Origin of the sequence: Micrococcus sp. Mcc28 (assembly GCF_024519775.1) — a bacterium.
In the GTDB taxonomy this organism is placed as follows: Bacteria; Actinomycetota; Actinomycetes; order Actinomycetales; family Micrococcaceae; genus Micrococcus; species Micrococcus luteus.
The window spans coordinates 96,655-111,419 of the sequence record NZ_JALJRH010000003.1 but is presented as its reverse complement, the minus strand read 5'-3'; the positions used below and the strand labels follow the sequence as shown (position 1 = coordinate 111,419).

The following is a 14,765-nucleotide window of genomic DNA, read 5'->3' as shown; positions in this document are numbered from 1 at the left end:
CGGGCGGCGGGGTCAGTGGTGGTCCTCGCCCGTGAGCACCTGCAGCGCGGCGGCGGTGAAGACCCGCATGCCCACGCCGATGGCCCGCTCGTCCGGCGCGTAGTCCCCGCGGTGCAGATCGTAGATGGGGCCACCCGGGGACCGGGTGCCGAGGCGCAGCATGGAGCCGGGCACCTTCTGGGTCATCCAGGCGAAGTCCTCGCCGCCCATCGACTGCGGGGTCAGGACGATCGCCCGCGAGCCGAGCTCCCGCCGCGCCGCGGTCTCGATCAGCGCCGTCTCGCCCTCGGTGTTGTGCACCGGCGGGACGCCGCGCACGTGCTCGAGCTGCACGTGCACGCCGTACGGCGCGGCCACCTGCCGGACCACCTCGTCGAGCAGCGCACCGGCCTCCTCCCACACGTCCGCGTCGAGGCAGCGCATGGTCCCGGCCAGGTAGCCGGTGTTGTCGATCGCGTTGGGCGCGCTGCCGGCGGCGATCTGCCCCCACACCACCGAGACGGCCGAGCGCACGTCGATCCGCCGGGAGAGCACGGCGGGCACGTTCACGGCGATCTGGGACAGGGCGAAGACCATGTCCTCGGTGAGGTGGGGCCGCGAGGTGTGCCCACCGCGTCCGGTGAGGGTGATCCGGATCGTGTCCGCCGCCGAGGTGATGGCGCCGATGCGGGTGCCGATCGAGCCGACGTCGACCTGGGGGTCGCAGTGCGCCGCCAGGATGCGGGGCACGTCGTCGAGGATCCCCTGGCGCAGCACGGCCAGGGAGCCGCCGGGCAGCCGCTCCTCCGCGGGCTGGAAGATGACGCGGACCGTGCCGTGGACCCGCTCGCCGGCCGCGCGCAGGTCGGCGTCGGCGGTGGCCCCGCGGAGGATGCGGCCGAGGGCGACGGCCACACCCGCCATGACGGCGGTGTGCATGTCGTGGCCGCACGCGTGCGCGACGCCGTCATTGACGGACACGTAGGGCAGGCCGGTCTCCTCCTCGACCGGCAGCGCGTCGATGTCCGCGCGCAGGGCCAGCACCACCGGCCCCTCCCCGACGTCCACGTAGGCGCCCGTGGACTCCATCCGCACGGGCGAGAGCCCGTAGCCGGAGAGCAGCTCCACGATGCGGTCGGTGGTGCGGTACTCCTCATAGGAGAGCTCGGGATGCCGGTGCAGGTCCCGGCGGAAGGACACGATCTCGTCCTCGAGCTCGGCCACCACGGGGCCCACCGAGGGGACGGAGGTCGGACGGGGCCCGGTCAGCACGGAGTCGGAGGTGGTCATGGCCCAGCACCCTACTCCGGGGGTGCCGGTCGGTGCGGGCCGGACCCGGCCCAGGGCGCGGTCAGAGGACCTCGTCCACGCCCTCCGCCTTGAGCGCCTCAACGGCCTTCTTGACCTCCTGGGCGTGCTCCGTGGTGGTGACCAGCAGCGCGTCCTCGGTGTCCACGACGACGACGTCCTCGATGCCGATCAGCGCGATGACGCGCTTCGTGTCCGTCACCACGACGCCGGACGCGTCGTCCGAGTACACGCGCGGAGTGTCGCCGATCACCGTGATGCCGGAGGCGTCCCTGACCGGGTTCAGGCGGGCGATCGCCGCGAAGTCCCCCACGTCGTCCCACGTGAAGGAGCCGGGGATCACGGCCACGTCGCCGACGGCGGCGGCGGGCTCGGCCACGGCGTAGTCGATGGCGGTCTTCGTCAGCTCGGGCCACACCCGGGCCATGACCTCGTCCCGCTCCGGCGTCTCCCACGCGCGGGCGATCTCCATCAGGCCGGCGTGCAGCGCGGGCTCGTTCTCCTCGAGGTGGGCCAGCATGAGGCCCACGGGCGCCACGAACATGCCCGCGTTCCAGAGGTAGCGGCCGGACTTCACGTACTGCTGGGCGACCTTCAGGTCCGGCTTCTCCACGAACGCGGCGACGTCGTGCGCGTCCGGGGCGCCGGCCACGCGGAGACGGCGGCCCCGGCGGATGTAGCCGAAGCCCGTGGCCGCGTGCGTGGGCTCGATGCCGATGGTCACGATCCGGCCCGTGGCCGCCGTCTCGACGGCCTGCCGCACCGCGTCCTGGAAGACCTCCACCGGGGAGATCACCTGATCCGCCGCGAACGAGCCCATGATCGTGTCCGGGTCGCGCAGGGAGAGGATCGCCGCGGCCAGGCCGATGGCGGCCGCGGAGTCCTTGGGCGAGGGCTCGAGCACCAGATCCGTCTCCGCCAGGGCCGGCAGCTGCGTGCACACCGCCTCCCGGTGGGCCTCCCCGGTCACCACGAGCATGCCCGCGGCCAGGGGCGCCAGACGGTCCCACGTGGCACGGATCAGGGTCTGGCCCGAGCCGGTGAGGTCGTGGAGGAACTTCGGCGCGGCGGCCCGCGAGAGGGGCCACAGGCGGGTGCCCACGCCCCCGGCGGGGATCACGGCGTGGAAGCGGGACAGGGCCGTGCCCGGCGCGGCCTCGCGCGGGGCATCGGTCAGGTTCGGATCGGTGCTCACCGGGCCAGACTACGGAACCGTCCGGACGGGGGACCACTCGACGCGTCCCAGGCGGGGCACAGCCCAGACCGAACAGGACGGCGGCGGGGCGCCGCACGCGTCACAGTGGTCGCCCGGGTCCCGGTCGGGCACGGAGGCGCGGGAAGGGTCTACCCTAGGTGGAGGAATCCACTCGCACACGCCCCTGCCCGTCGTCGTCCCACGGCGGAGGACCGGGATCGTGCATTCCCCCTGGAGGTATCAACCGTGTCTAGCGCCACTGCGCAGGCCCCGGCCAAGAACGGCCGCGGAACCCTGTACCGGGGCCACGGCGGCATGTGGTCCTGGGTGGGCCACCGCGTCACCGGCGTCGTCATCTTCTTCTACCTGCTCGTCCACGTGCTGGACACGGCCCTGGTCCGGGTCTCCCCCGAGGCCTACAACGCCGTGATCGGCTCGTACAAGACGTGGTACTTCGCGCTCGGCGAGGCCGGCCTCGTCGCGGCGATCATCTTCCACGCCCTGAACGGCCTGCGCATCATCCTGGTCGACTTCTGGAAGGGCGGCACCCAGCACCACAAGACCCTGCTGTGGATCGTGCTGGGGCTGTGGGTCGTCCTGACCCTGGGCTTCGCCATCCGTCACTTCAGCCTCGCACTCGGAGGTCACTGAGCCATGAGCACCACCGCTGAGACCACCATCGCGGCGCCCCGCAGCCGCCGTCTGGACCCCAAGTACACGCGCGACGGCGGCGGCCGCGGCAACTTCGAGATGCTCGCCTGGCTGTTCATGCGCATCTCGGGCGTCTTCCTCGTCGTGCTGATCGCCGTGCACCTGACCACCAACCTGCTGGTGGGCGACGGCATCCACGCCATCGACTTCGGCTTCGTGGCCGGCAAGTGGGCGCACCCGCTGTGGCAGTTCTGGGACCTGGCCCTCCTGTGGCTGGCCATGCTGCACGGCGCCAACGGCGTGCGCACGATCATCAACGACTACACCCGTCGCGGCAGCGCCCGCTTCTGGCTGACGATGATCCTGTACATCGCCACGGCCGTGATCATCATCCTCGGCACCCTGGTGATCTTCACCTTCGATCCCTGCATGGTGGACGCCTCCGGCGCCCTGCTCGAGGGCTCCCCGGCCTTCTGCGGCTGACCTCGGAAACGCTCACCCTGCGGTGCGGCCGGCCCGAGCGGCCGCCGCGTCACAGACACCCAGAAAGAGAGACCTGAATGCAGGTGCACAAGTACGACGTGGTGATCGTCGGCGCCGGCGGCGCGGGCATGCGCGCGGCCATCGAGGCCGGTCAGCGCGCGCACACCGCCGTCCTCACCAAGATCTACCCCACGCGTTCCCACACCGGCGCGGCCCAGGGCGGCATGTGCGCGGCCCTCGCCAACGTCGAGGAGGACAACTGGGAGTGGCACACGTTCGACACCGTCAAGGGCGGCGACTACCTCGTGGACCAGGACGCCGCGGAGGTCATGGCCAAGGAGGCCATCGACGCGGTGCTGGACCTCGAGAAGATGGGCCTGCCCTTCAACCGCACCCCCGAGGGCAAGATCGACCAGCGCCGCTTCGGCGGCCACACCCGTGACCACGGCAAGGCGCCCGTGCGCCGCGCCTGCTACGCCGCGGACCGCACCGGCCACATGATCCTCCAGACGCTGTACCAGAACTGCGTCAAGCACAACGTGGAGTTCTTCAACGAGTTCTACGTGCTCGACCTGCTGCTGGTGGAGGAGGACGCCGTGCGCGAGGACGGCACCGCCTACAAGCAGAAGCGCACCGCCGGCGTCGTCTCCTACGAGCTGGCCACCGGCGAGATCCACGTCTTCCAGGCCAAGTCGGTCATCTTCGCCACCGGCGGCGCCGGCAAGGTGTACAAGACCACCTCGAACGCCCACACGCTCACCGGAGACGGCATGGCCATCGCCTACCGCGCGGGCCTGCCGCTGGAGGACATGGAGTTCGTGCAGTTCCACCCGACCGGCCTGGCCGGCCTGGGCATCCTGCTCTCCGAGGCCGCGCGCGGCGAGGGCGGCATCCTCCGCAACGCGGACGGCGAGCGCTTCATGGAGCGCTACGCCCCCACCATCAAGGACCTCGCCCCGCGCGACATCGTGGCCCGGTCCATGGCCGAGGAGGTCCGTCAGGGCCGCGGCGCCGGCCCCAACAAGGACTACGTGCTGCTCGACCTGACGCACCTGGAGCCCTCGCACATCGACGAGAAGCTCCCGGACATCACCGAGTTCGCCCGCACCTACCTGGGTGTCGAGCCCTACACGGAGCCGGTGCCGGTGTTCCCCACCTGCCACTACTTCATGGGCGGCATCCCCACGAATATCAAGGCCGAGGTCCTCCAGGACAACGACACCGTCGTGCCGGGCCTGTACGCCGCCGGCGAGGTGGCCTGCGTGTCCGTGCACGGGTCCAACCGCCTGGGCACCAACTCGCTGCTGGACATCAACGTGTTCGGCCGCCGCGCCGGCATCTACGCCGCCGAGTACGCCGTGCAGGCGGACTGGGTGGAGCTGCCCGAGGGCGGCGAGCTGCCGACCGTGGAGCACATCGAGAACCTGCGCTCCGCCACCGGGTCCGAGCGCGTCGCGGACATCCGCGCCGAGCTCCAGGAGTCCATGGACGCGGACATGCAGGTCTTCCGCGACGAGGACTCGATCCGCCGCGCACTGGCCAAGATCGAGGAGCTGCGCGGCCGCTACGAGAACGTGTCCGTCCAGGACAAGGGCCACCGCTTCAACCTCGACCTGCTCGAGGGCATGGAGCTGGGCTACCTCCTGGACATCGCCGAGGCCATGACCCTCGCGGCCCTGGGCCGCAAGGAGTCCCGCGGCGGGCACTACCGCGAGGACTACCCCGACCGCGACGACGAGAACTTCATGGCGCACACCATGATCTACCGTGACGAGACCGCGGAGATGGAGGGCGTCAAGGGCATCCGCTTCGAGACCAAGCCCGTCGTCGTGACCCGTTACCAGCCGATGGAGCGTAAGTACTGATGAGCCACTCAGCAACCGAGACCGAGGCCCCCGTGGCCCAGGCGCAGACCCAGTCCGCCGGTGGCGGCGCAGGCGAGGTCGAGAGCTTCGACATCGTGCTCAAGGTCCGCCGCTACCTCCCGGAGTCCTCCGAGGAGTCCTACTGGGACGAGTGGCGCCTGACCATGTACGGCACCGACCGCGTGCTGGACGCCCTGCACAAGGTCAAGTGGGACCACGACGGCACCCTGTCGTTCCGCCGCTCCTGCGCCCACGGCGTGTGCGGCTCCGACGCCATGCGCATCAACGGCCGCAACCGCCTGGCCTGCAAGACGCTCCTGAAGGACCTCGACCTGTCCAAGCCCATCCTGGTGGAGCCCATCAAGGGCCTGCCGGTGGAGAAGGACCTGATCGTGGACATGGACCCGTTCTTCCAGTCCTACCGCGAGATCATGCCGTTCCTGGTCGCCGAGGGCCACGCGCCCACCAAGGAGCGCTACCAGTCCCAGGCCGACCGGGCGATCTACGACGACACCACGAAGTGCATCCTGTGCGCCGCGTGCACCTCGTCCTGCCCGGTGTTCTGGACGGACGGCCAGTACTTCGGCCCGGCCGCCATCGTCAACGCGCACCGGTTCATCTTCGACTCGCGTGACGAGGCCGGCGACATGCGCCTGGAGATCCTGAACGACAAGGAGGGCGTGTGGCGTTGCCGCACGACCTTCAACTGCACCGACGCGTGCCCCCGCGGCATCCAGGTGACCAAGGCGATCTCCGAGGTGAAGCGGGCCATCCTGGCCCGCCAGTTCTGATCCCCCGCACCACGACGGCGGCCCGTCTCCTCGCTCGAGGAGGCGGGCCGCCGTCGTCGTGGAGGGGTGCCCCTCCCGCCGAGGCCCGCAGACGCGCCGTCACCGGCCCGGTGTAGCGGCGTGTCTGCGGGCCTCGGCGTGGGGACGGGGGCGGGACCGGAGGCGGAGGCGGTCCGAGCTCAGACGTCGAAGGCGTCGCGCGTCTCCCGCCGGTGCGCCACACGCAGCCACACCGCGCTGGACACGAGCATCCCGACGACGGCACCCAGCACGACCGGCCCCCCTCCCCCGTCCTGCACCATCCGTCCACCGTCGACCATCCAGAAGGCCGCCGTGAGCATCCCCAGCACCACGAGCACGCTCCCCACGGGGCGCACGGCCCGGATGCGGCGGGTGATGCCGGCCAGGAGCACCAGGGTCAGGACGACCACCGCCGCGGCGGCCACCGGCCACGCCCCCGCCGGGGTGAGGAACGCGGCGACGTCGGCGTCGGTGACCTCGCTCGCGCCCCAGGAGCGCGCCTCCAGCACGGCGCGGGCGTAGCCGGGCGTCGACTGCAGCGCGAGCACGCCCCCCACGCCGGCCGCGCTCAGTGCGCCCGTGACGGCCGTGACGGTCTGGAACAGGCGCAGGGGACGCAGCGACGCGAGATCGGGGGCGGGGTCCGTGGTCTCGTGGGGATCGTCGTCGAGGGGGTGCATGCCCCCATCATGCCCGGCGGCGCAGGAAGGTCGTTGCGAGGCCCGGGTTGAAGGCGCACACGAGCCAGGCCGCGTTCACGAGCGCGAACAGCCCGCCCAGGACCAGGGGCAGCACCACGTCCCCGGCGGGGAAGACGAACAGGCGGATGGCCCCCAGCAGCGTCACGAAGATGGCGATCGAGGCGAACAGGGCACCCATGATGCGCGCCGTGTTGCTGTGCCGGGTCAGCCCGACGAGGACGATCGCGTAGACCGCCAGACCCAGCAGGGTCGCGAACCAGGCACTGCCGGTGAGGGCGCCCTCGATGGCCTCGGCGGTCATCGCGGGCGACTGCGCGCCGCCCTCGGGCAGCGAGTCCGCGATGTCCTGGGCCGCGCCCGGGAGGAGGTTGCGCAGGATCGACGCGGCATAGAGGACCGCGGATGCCACCGTCAACCCGAGCAGCGCCCGGAACACGCCGGGGGTGCGGGCGTCGGGGCGGATCAGCGGGCGGGCGTCCGGGCCGGAGTGCCCGGCGATGCGCCGCCGCGCCTCATCCGGGCCCACCACGGGCCGCCCGCCGCCGTCCAGGTCGTCGGGGTGGGGGGACACGGGATGCGGGGGTCGATGATCGGAGGCCATGTCGCCATGGTCTCCGCTGGCCGACGCCGGGGCGAGGGCTGGCGACCCAGGACTCGCCGCCGGCGAACGGCGTCGGGGTCAGGCGCGGCGGCCCTGACGGGTGTAGGCCGCGACCTGCGGGTTGAAGGCCTTGACCAGCCACAGGATGTTCACGATCACCAGCGCCAGGCTGAGCACGGAGGCCAGCACGCCGCCGATGCCGGGGTAGGTCACGAAGGAGAAGATGCCGCCGACGGCGCTGAGGGTGCCCAGGATCCCGACGACGATGCCGAGGATGCGGGCCCAGTTCTTGGCCCCGCGGAGGTTGAAGTACACCAGGGCGTACAGGGCCACGCCGATGAGCAGGACGATGATCGTGCCCACCGTCACGGAGGCGCCCACGACAGGCGCGATCTCCTCCACCTGCTCGGGGGTGAGGCCGCTCTGGCGAAGGGAGTCCCGCATGCGTTCGATGCTCTCCTCGCCGCCGAACAGGGCCGGCAGGGAGGACAGCACGTACAGCGCGAGCGACGTGAGCGTCAGCGTCAGGAGCGCGGGGAACGCGGCCGGCTCCGGGACGATGCCGTACGGGCTGCCCGGCTGGGCGCCGTAGCCCGGGGCCGCGTAGGGCTGCGTGCCGTAGCGGGAGCCCACGGCGGGCTGCTCCGGGTTCGGGTCCGGGTTCGGTCGATCGGTGGTCATGGTGAGCTCCTCGGTGTCGTGGGTGACGGTGATGGTGATGACGGGCGCGGCGGCAGGATCACTCGTGTCGCAGTGCCTCGATGGGATCCTTCCGGGCCGCACGCAGGGCGGGCAAGGTGCCGGCGATGAACGCGATGGCCACGATCAGCAGCAGGATCAGCAGCAGGGCGAGGGGGTTGACCGCGAACAGGACCAGGCCGGTGACGCCGCTGAGGGGGCCGGTGGTCAGCACCTGGTTCGCGATGAGTCCGACGGCGACGCCCAGGCCGATGCCGATCAGCGAGCCGAGCAGGCCGATCACGACGGCCTCCATGGTGAACAGGCCGAAGATCTTCCCGCCGGTCATGCCGAGGGCCTTCATGAGGCCGATCTCCCGGGTGCGCTCCTGCACCGCCATGAGCAGGGTGTTGATGATGCCGAAGCTGGCGGCGAGCAGCGCGATGAGCGCGAAGCCGGTGAGCACCCACGTGACGGCGTCGATGATGCCGCGGATCACGCCGAGCTGCTCCTCGAGGGTCTGCGCCAGCAGGCCCTGGTCGGCCAGCGCCTGCTTCACGGCGTCCTCGTTCGCCTCCGGGTCCTCCACGATCGCCGTGGCCTGGAAGTAGGTGTTCCGCTGCGACTCCGGCAGGCCCTCCGTCGTGATGTCGTAGATCTCCTGCTCGAGCGACTCCGACGGCGTCGGGGCGGTGCCCGCACCGGACGCGGCCGCCTTCGTCACACCGACCACGGTGGCCGTCACGGACTTGTGCTCCTGCAGCGGGGTCGCCGCCACGACGGTCAGCTCCGTGCCGACCAGGTCCTCGGCGTCGCCGGCGCCCAGGTCCTCCACCCACGACTCGGGCATGACGATCTCCGCGGCGCCGGCCTCGGGGGCACGGCCGGCCGAGAAGGTGAGCATGTCGATCTCGCCGGAGCTGCCCATGAAGCCGGTCTGCCACTTGCGGTCGTCCGGGCCCTGGATGTACTCCGGCTCGGCCACCCGATAGGTCTTCACCTCGGTGACGTGCTCGGTGTCCTCGATCGCGGCGAGGTCCTCCTGCGTGAGCAGCGGCATGCCGAACATCTCGCCGCCGGCGGCGTCCTGCTCCGTGTACTCCTGGGGCGAACCGCTCGCCGCACCGGCCGAGGACATGTCCTGCTGCTTCATCACGGTCAGCTCGCCGGGCTTGCCGAAGCCCTCGACCACGTTGTCCACGTACTTGTTGATGCCCGCGCCGAGCCCCGTGGTGAGGGTCAGCGTGAATGCGCCGATCACGATCGCGACGACGGTGAGGAAGGTGCGCAGCTTGGAGCGCATCGTGTTGGCGAGCGCCGTGCCCGCGACGTCGGTGGCCTTCATGCCCGCGCTCCGTCCCGCTCGGTGCCGACGCGCTCGTCGGCGATGACCACGCCGTCCTGCAGCTCGACGCGACGGTCACACTTCGCGGCCAGGTCGTCGTCGTGCGTGACCACCACGAGGGTGATGCCCTCGTCGCGGTGCAGGCCGAAGAGGATGTCCTCCACGGCCGCCGAGGTGGCGGAGTCCAGGTTGCCCGTGGGCTCGTCCGCGAACAGCACCGTCGGGTTGTTCACGAGCGCACGGGCGATGCACACGCGCTGCTTCTGGCCGCCGGAGAGGTCCGTGGCCTTGTTCTGCGCCTTGTCCGCGAGCTCGAGCCGCTCGAGCACCGCCATGCCGCGGCGGGTGCGCTGGGCCCGGCCCACGCCGGCGATCTTCAGCGGCAGCACGGTGTTCTCCAGGACCGTCTGGTTCGGGTTCAGGAAGAACTGCTGGAACACGAAGCCGAACCGCTCGTTGCGCAGCTGGGAGATCTCCGCGGCCTTGAGCTGGGAGACGGGACGGCCGTCCATCGCGACGACGCCGGCGGAGGGCTGGTCCAGCAGCGCCAGCAGGTGCATCAGGGTGGACTTGCCGGAGCCGGACTTGCCGACGACGGCCAGGGACTCGCCGCGCTGGATCTGCAGGGTGATGCCCTTCAGCGCGTCGAAGCGGGACGCCCCGCGACCGTAGACCTTGACGAGGTTCTCCGTCTCCAGGACGGGTTCGGCGCCGGGCGGGACCTCGGCGACGGCGGGGATGGGGACAGCGGTGGACATGGCTCCGGCACTCCTCTGTCGGTGGGGCTCGCCCCCGCTGCGGCAGGAGCGGAGGCGGTGCCTCCATCCTGACAGCCGCGCACGCACCGCCGCCTCCACCTCGAGTCGGAGAAACACGACGGCCCGCGCCCCCACAGGTCGGGGGCGCGGGCCGTCGTCGGGGGGCCGGTGCGGCCCTGCTCAGCGCAGCGGCGGCAGGAAGCCGACCTTGGCGTAGACGTCCTCGAGCACGGGCGTGGCCACGGCGCGGGCCTTCTCGGCGCCGGCGGCGAGGATGCGGTCGAGCTCGGCGGGGTCGTCCAGCAGCGCGAGGGCGCGCTCACGCACGGGGGCCAGGCGCTCGACGACGGCGTCCGCCACCGCGACCTTGAGGTGCCCATACATCTTGCCGACGAACTCCTCCTCGAGCTGCGGGATCGGTGTGGCGGACACCGCGGAGAGGATGGTCAGCAGGTTGGAGACGCCGGGCTTGGCCTCGCGGTCGAAGCGCACCTCAGTGCCGTCGTCGGTGACCGCGGACTTGATCTTCTTGGCGGTCTTCTTCGGCTCCTCGAGGATGTTGATGAGCCCGTTCGGGGACGCCGCGGACTTGGACATCTTCGACGTGGGGTCCTGCAGGTCGTAGATGCGCGCGCCGGTCTCCGGGTAGAAGCCGGTCGGGACCACGAACGTCTCGCCGTAGCGGTGGTTGAAGCGCTGGGCGAGGTCGCGGGTGAGCTCCACGTGCTGGCGCTGGTCGTCGCCCACGGGCACGCCATGCGGCTGGTAGAGCAGGATGTCCGCGGCCATGAGCATGGGGTACGCGAGCAGGCCGACCCCGGCCGCGTCCGCGCCCTGCTTGGCGGACTTGTCCTTGAACTGGGTCATGCGCATGGCCTCGCCCATGCCGGTCATGCAGGTCAGCACCCAGGCCAGCTGCGCGTGCTCGGGCACCTGGGACTGGACGAACAGCGTGGAGCGCTCGGGGTCGATGCCGCCGGCGATGAACTGCGCGGCGGCCACCCGCGTGCGCTCCGCGAGCGCGGCCGGGTCCTGCGGCACGGTGATGGCGTGCAGGTCGGGGATGAAGAAGAACGCCTCGAAGTCGGCCTGGGTGCGCTCCCAGTTCACGAGGGCGCCGAGGTAGTTGCCCAGGTGGAGGGAGTCCGCCGAGGGCTGCATGCCGGAGAGCACGCGGTGCCGGGCGGACGCGCCGGCCAGGTGGGCGGTGGCGGCGGCGTCCTGGGCCAGGACGTCCTGCACGGAGTTCTTCTTCATGGTCATCTCAGCCTCGGGTCTCTCCTGCACGGTCAGAACTGGTAGTCGACCACGAGCGGGGCGTGGTCGGAGAAGCGGGTGCCCCAGCTGGGGGCGCGGTCCACGACGGCGGTCGTCGCCCGCTCGGCCAGGCCCGCGGTCGCCATGTGGTAGTCGATGCGCCACCCGGCGTCGTTGTCGAAGGCCTTGCCGCGCATGGACCACCACGTGTACGGGCCCGGCACCGGCCCGGCGAGGGCGCGGTGCACGTCCGTGAAGCCGAGCTCGCCGAAGAACCGGTCGAAGTAGGCGCGCTCCTCGGGCAGGAAGCCGGCCTTCTTCACGTTGCCCTTCCAGTTCTTGATGTCCAGCTCGGTGTGGCCCACGTTGAGGTCGCCCGTGACGAGGGCGTGCCCCTCCCCCGCAGCCAGCTCGGAGAGGCGGCGGACCATCTCGTCGAGGAACCGGTACTTGTCCACCTGCTTCGGGGTGTCGACCTCGCCCGAGTGCACGTACGCGGAGACCACGGTCAGCGGCGAGCCGTCCGGCAGGCGCAGGTCGGCCTCGATCCAGCGGCCGGCGTCGTCGAAGTACCCGTCGGCGTCGGCGATGCCGGTGCGGACCTCGCCGAGCGGGAACCGCGAGGCGATCGCAACGCCGGCCCGCCCCTTGGCGGCGGCCACGGCGTCCGCCAGGTGCACCTCGTCCCAGTCCTCGCCCACGATCTCGCGGACCAGCTGCGCCGTGACGTCCGCGGGGGCGCGCACCTCCTGGAGGGTGAGCACGTCCACGCCGCGGCCGGCGAACCACTCCCGCATGCCCTTGCGGTGCGAGGCGCGGATGCCGTTGACGTTCACGGTGGCCACGCGCACGGCGCCGTCGGCCTTGGGCGCCCCGGCGTTGGCGTGCACCACGGGCTCGCCCTCGGCGGGCTCGGGGTACTTCCCGGTGACGGGGTCCTTCTCGGGCAGCGCCGTCATCAGCCGATCACCGTCCCGCTCACCGGGCCCTCGGCGCCGCCGGCCCGGGACTCCTTGATCATGTCGCGGGCGTTGGAGGCCGTGATGTCGATGGTCTCCAGGGCGCGGTCCACCATCTCACGGTCCATGCCCTGGCCCGCGGCGAGCTGCTCGCGCACGACGCGCACCTGCACCTGGGCGATCTTGAACGAGTGGTCCAGCTTGGTGTCCCGCAGGGGGTCCGCGGCCGGTGCCGGCGGGACCACCGCGGGGGCGGCGGCGTCGGCGTCGCGGCCGCGCAGGGCGGCGACGTCGGCGCGGGCGTTCTGCATGGCGGTGTCCACCTTGCGGCCCGCGGCCTGGACGCCACGGCGCATCTGCAGGTACACGACCACCGCGAACACGAGCCAGCCGGCGGCGACCGCGACCACGAGCCACCCGATCACGTCGTTCTGGTTCGCGGCGAAGATGATCGCCACGATCAGGATGACGATCATCGCGACGAAGCCGAGCGATCCCACGCGCAGGCCGGCGCGGGGGCCGCGGCGCGCGCCGTCGGGACCGGGGGTCAGGGACTGGGACATGGGTGCTCCTCCGGAGGGGCTCGTGGGGTCTGCCCTCCATCATCCCGCATCGCGGGGTGCGCTCCGAATCGGGCGGCCCGCGTCGGTACCTATCCTGAGGCGATGACCCCCCGCCCCCCGCACCCCGCCGACCCCGCGTCCGGGGCCTTCACCCCTGACCAGCGCCGCATCCTCACCGCACTGCTCATGCCGCTCTTCCTCGCGCTGATGAGCGTGTCCGTGGTGAACGTGGCGCTGCCGGCCATCGAGTCGGGCCTGGACGCCACGAGCGCGGATCTGCAGTGGGTGCTGGCGGGGTACACGCTGACGTTCGGCACCGTGCTCGTGGCCGCGGGCCGCGCCGGCGACCTGTGGGGCCGCAAGAGCCTGTTCCTGGCGGGCATCACGCTGTACATGCTCGGCTCCCTGCTCTCCGGCCTGGCCGGGGACACTCTGCTGCTCAATGCCGGGCGCCTGCTCACGGGCCTGGGCGCGGGCGTGTTCAACCCCCAGGTCATCGGGTTCATCCAGTCGAACTTCCACGGCCGCGCCCGCGGGCGGGCCTACGGGCTCTTCGGCACCGTGGTGGGCCTCGGCGTGGCCGTGGGGCCCCTGCTCGGCGGGCTGTTCCTCGGCGCGTTCGGCCCCGAGTGGGGCTGGCGCTCCACGTTCCTCATGAACGTGCCCGTGGGCCTGGCCGCCGTCGCGATGGGCGCCCTCTGGCTGCCGCCGCCCACCCGCGTGCACGGCCTGCCCCCCGCCCCCGGACCACGCGGGATCGCCGCGCTCGACCCGGTGGGCGCCCTGCTGCTCGGCGCCGGCGGGGTGAGCCTCATGGTGCCGTTCATCGTCCCGGGCACCGCCTGGCTGCTGGTGCTCGCCGCCGCGCTCGTGACGGCGTGGTGGCTGTGGGAGAAGCGCGTGAAGGCCCGGGCGTCGGCCACCGGCGTGCAGCCCATGGTGGACCCGGCACTGTTCCGGCGGCCGTCCTTCACGATCGGCGCGCTCGAGTCCACCATCTACCTGGCCACCATGCCGGCGGTGTTCGCGATCGTGGCGATCTTCCTGCAGCGCGGCATGGGGTTCACGCCGCTCGAGGCCGGCCTCGTGGGTCTGCCCGGCGCCGTCGTCGTGGCCTCCCTGTCCCCGTGGGTGGGTTCGATGGTGCAGCGGCGGGGGCCCGTGCTCGTGCTGCTCGGCGCTCTGGCGGGCCTCGTGTCGCTGGGGGTGCTCGCGCTCGCGTTCGAGCGCAGCGCGGCCGGCGCGTGGTCGCCGTGGATCGTGGGGGTGGGGCTGATCGTGCAGTCGGCCTCGCAGGCCCTGCTGCTCACCAGCACGCAGGTGCTGATGATGGACGACGTCGCCGGCCACGAGGCGGGGGCGGCCGGCGGCGTCGCCCAGACGGCGCAGCGTCTCGGCACCGCCCTGGGCCTGTCCGTGGTGACGGGCGCGTTCTTCGCGGCCCTGGCCGGCGCCGCAGCCGAGAGCGCCGGTCCGCCGTCGGCCGCGGCGTACGCGCACGCGGCCTCGACCGCCATGGGCATGGTGGCCGTGTGCTGGGCGCTCACCGCCGCGGTCGCGGCCCTGGACGTGGTCCGGCGGCGCCGCGCCGCGCGCGCGGCCTGACCGGC

Annotated in this window: 15 protein-coding genes; 5 read left to right on the top strand and 10 right to left on the bottom strand. The window is 72.0% G+C overall.

Annotated elements, in window-relative coordinates; genetic code table 11:
- Window positions 1-12: 12 nt before the first annotated feature.
- Window positions 13-1,269: an amidohydrolase gene (locus tag NR073_RS02385; protein ID WP_061866929.1), complete on the bottom strand. Its 1,257-nt coding sequence runs from the start codon at window positions 1,267-1,269 to the stop codon at window positions 13-15.
- A 61-nt stretch (window positions 1,270-1,330) separates the two neighbouring features.
- Window positions 1,331-2,482: a mannose-1-phosphate guanylyltransferase gene (locus NR073_RS02380; RefSeq protein WP_044659646.1), complete on the bottom strand. Its 1,152-nt coding sequence runs from the start codon at window positions 2,480-2,482 to the stop codon at window positions 1,331-1,333.
- 246 nt (window positions 2,483-2,728) lie between these two features.
- Between NR073_RS02380 and sdhC the strand changes: the two genes are divergently transcribed.
- From sdhC to NR073_RS02360, 4 genes are all read left to right on the top strand, one after another.
- Window positions 2,729-3,133 carry a succinate dehydrogenase, cytochrome b556 subunit gene (gene sdhC, locus NR073_RS02375; RefSeq protein ID WP_078025777.1) on the top strand — a complete coding sequence of 135 codons (405 nt, stop codon included), beginning with the start codon at window positions 2,729-2,731 and terminating at the stop codon, window positions 3,131-3,133.
- 3 nt (window positions 3,134-3,136) lie between these two features.
- Window positions 3,137-3,616: a succinate dehydrogenase hydrophobic membrane anchor subunit gene (locus NR073_RS02370; RefSeq protein ID WP_036314556.1), complete on the top strand. Its 480-nt coding sequence runs from the start codon at window positions 3,137-3,139 to the stop codon at window positions 3,614-3,616.
- Window positions 3,617-3,693: 77 nt separating this feature from the next.
- Window positions 3,694-5,481 (top strand): succinate dehydrogenase flavoprotein subunit, encoded by a 1,788-nt coding sequence (gene sdhA / locus NR073_RS02365; RefSeq protein ID WP_036340055.1) that lies wholly within the window; start codon window positions 3,694-3,696, stop codon window positions 5,479-5,481.
- A complete protein-coding gene (locus NR073_RS02360) occupies window positions 5,481-6,272 on the top strand; it encodes a succinate dehydrogenase iron-sulfur subunit (protein ID WP_010079347.1) in 792 nt (263 codons plus the stop codon). Before sdhA ends, NR073_RS02360 begins: the two co-directional genes overlap by 1 nt.
- A 179-nt stretch (window positions 6,273-6,451) precedes the next feature.
- Here NR073_RS02360 and NR073_RS02355 read toward each other — a convergent pair whose 3' ends face one another.
- From NR073_RS02355 to NR073_RS02320, 8 genes are all read right to left on the bottom strand, one after another.
- Window positions 6,452-6,973, bottom strand: coding sequence for a hypothetical protein (locus tag NR073_RS02355; protein WP_044659647.1), 522 nt, complete (start codon window positions 6,971-6,973; stop codon window positions 6,452-6,454).
- A 7-nt stretch (window positions 6,974-6,980) separates the two neighbouring features.
- Entirely contained in the window at window positions 6,981-7,565 is a 585-nt protein-coding gene (locus NR073_RS02350) for a hypothetical protein (protein ID WP_036314561.1), read from the bottom strand.
- A 108-nt stretch (window positions 7,566-7,673) separates the two neighbouring features.
- A complete protein-coding gene (locus NR073_RS02345; protein ID WP_020624727.1) occupies window positions 7,674-8,276 on the bottom strand; it encodes a hypothetical protein in 603 nt (200 codons plus the stop codon).
- A gap of 58 nt (window positions 8,277-8,334) precedes the next feature.
- Window positions 8,335-9,618, bottom strand: a complete 1,284-nt coding sequence (locus tag NR073_RS02340) for an ABC transporter permease (protein WP_044659648.1) — start codon at window positions 9,616-9,618, stop codon at window positions 8,335-8,337.
- Complete coding sequence (locus NR073_RS02335; RefSeq protein WP_020624729.1) at window positions 9,615-10,376, bottom strand: ABC transporter ATP-binding protein; 762 nt, start codon at window positions 10,374-10,376, stop codon at window positions 9,615-9,617. The genes NR073_RS02340 and NR073_RS02335 overlap by 4 nt, the downstream gene beginning before the upstream one ends.
- 180 nt (window positions 10,377-10,556) lie before the next feature.
- On the bottom strand, window positions 10,557-11,639 hold the full coding sequence (gene trpS / locus NR073_RS02330) for a tryptophan--tRNA ligase (RefSeq protein WP_044659649.1): 1,083 nt from the start codon (window positions 11,637-11,639) through the stop codon (window positions 10,557-10,559).
- Window positions 11,640-11,665: 26 nt separating this feature from the next.
- A complete protein-coding gene (locus tag NR073_RS02325) occupies window positions 11,666-12,592 on the bottom strand; it encodes an exodeoxyribonuclease III (RefSeq protein ID WP_002856592.1) in 927 nt (308 codons plus the stop codon).
- A complete protein-coding gene (locus NR073_RS02320) occupies window positions 12,592-13,155 on the bottom strand; it encodes a hypothetical protein (RefSeq protein WP_044659650.1) in 564 nt (187 codons plus the stop codon). The genes NR073_RS02325 and NR073_RS02320 overlap by 1 nt, the downstream gene beginning before the upstream one ends.
- Window positions 13,156-13,257: 102 nt before the next feature.
- Here NR073_RS02320 and NR073_RS02315 point away from each other — a divergent pair, with 102 nt between their 5' ends.
- Window positions 13,258-14,760 (top strand): MFS transporter, encoded by a 1,503-nt coding sequence (locus NR073_RS02315; RefSeq protein ID WP_235281288.1) that lies wholly within the window; start codon window positions 13,258-13,260, stop codon window positions 14,758-14,760.
- The last annotated feature ends 5 nt before the right edge of the window (window positions 14,761-14,765 follow it).

What these genes read in the sequence shown, in the direction of transcription:
- NR073_RS02335 (WP_020624729.1), bottom strand. Translation starts at nt 10,376, where the DNA reads ATGTCCACCGCTGTCCCCATCCCCGCCGTCGCCGAGGTCCCGCCCGGC.
- NR073_RS02355 (WP_044659647.1), bottom strand. Translation starts at nt 6,973, where the DNA reads ATGCACCCCCTCGACGACGATCCCCACGAGACCACGGACCCCGCCCCC.
- NR073_RS02325 (WP_002856592.1), bottom strand. Translation starts at nt 12,592, where the DNA reads ATGACGGCGCTGCCCGAGAAGGACCCCGTCACCGGGAAGTACCCCGAG.
- NR073_RS02370 (WP_036314556.1), top strand. Translation starts at nt 3,137, where the DNA reads ATGAGCACCACCGCTGAGACCACCATCGCGGCGCCCCGCAGCCGCCGT.
- trpS (WP_044659649.1), bottom strand. Translation starts at nt 11,639, where the DNA reads ATGACCATGAAGAAGAACTCCGTGCAGGACGTCCTGGCCCAGGACGCC.
- NR073_RS02315 (WP_235281288.1), top strand. Translation starts at nt 13,258, where the DNA reads ATGACCCCCCGCCCCCCGCACCCCGCCGACCCCGCGTCCGGGGCCTTC.
- NR073_RS02340 (WP_044659648.1), bottom strand. Translation starts at nt 9,618, where the DNA reads ATGAAGGCCACCGACGTCGCGGGCACGGCGCTCGCCAACACGATGCGC.
- sdhA (WP_036340055.1), top strand. Translation starts at nt 3,694, where the DNA reads ATGCAGGTGCACAAGTACGACGTGGTGATCGTCGGCGCCGGCGGCGCG.
- NR073_RS02385 (WP_061866929.1), bottom strand. Translation starts at nt 1,269, where the DNA reads ATGACCACCTCCGACTCCGTGCTGACCGGGCCCCGTCCGACCTCCGTC.
- NR073_RS02360 (WP_010079347.1), top strand. Translation starts at nt 5,481, where the DNA reads ATGAGCCACTCAGCAACCGAGACCGAGGCCCCCGTGGCCCAGGCGCAG.
- NR073_RS02345 (WP_020624727.1), bottom strand. Translation starts at nt 8,276, where the DNA reads ATGACCACCGATCGACCGAACCCGGACCCGAACCCGGAGCAGCCCGCC.
- NR073_RS02320 (WP_044659650.1), bottom strand. Translation starts at nt 13,155, where the DNA reads ATGTCCCAGTCCCTGACCCCCGGTCCCGACGGCGCGCGCCGCGGCCCC.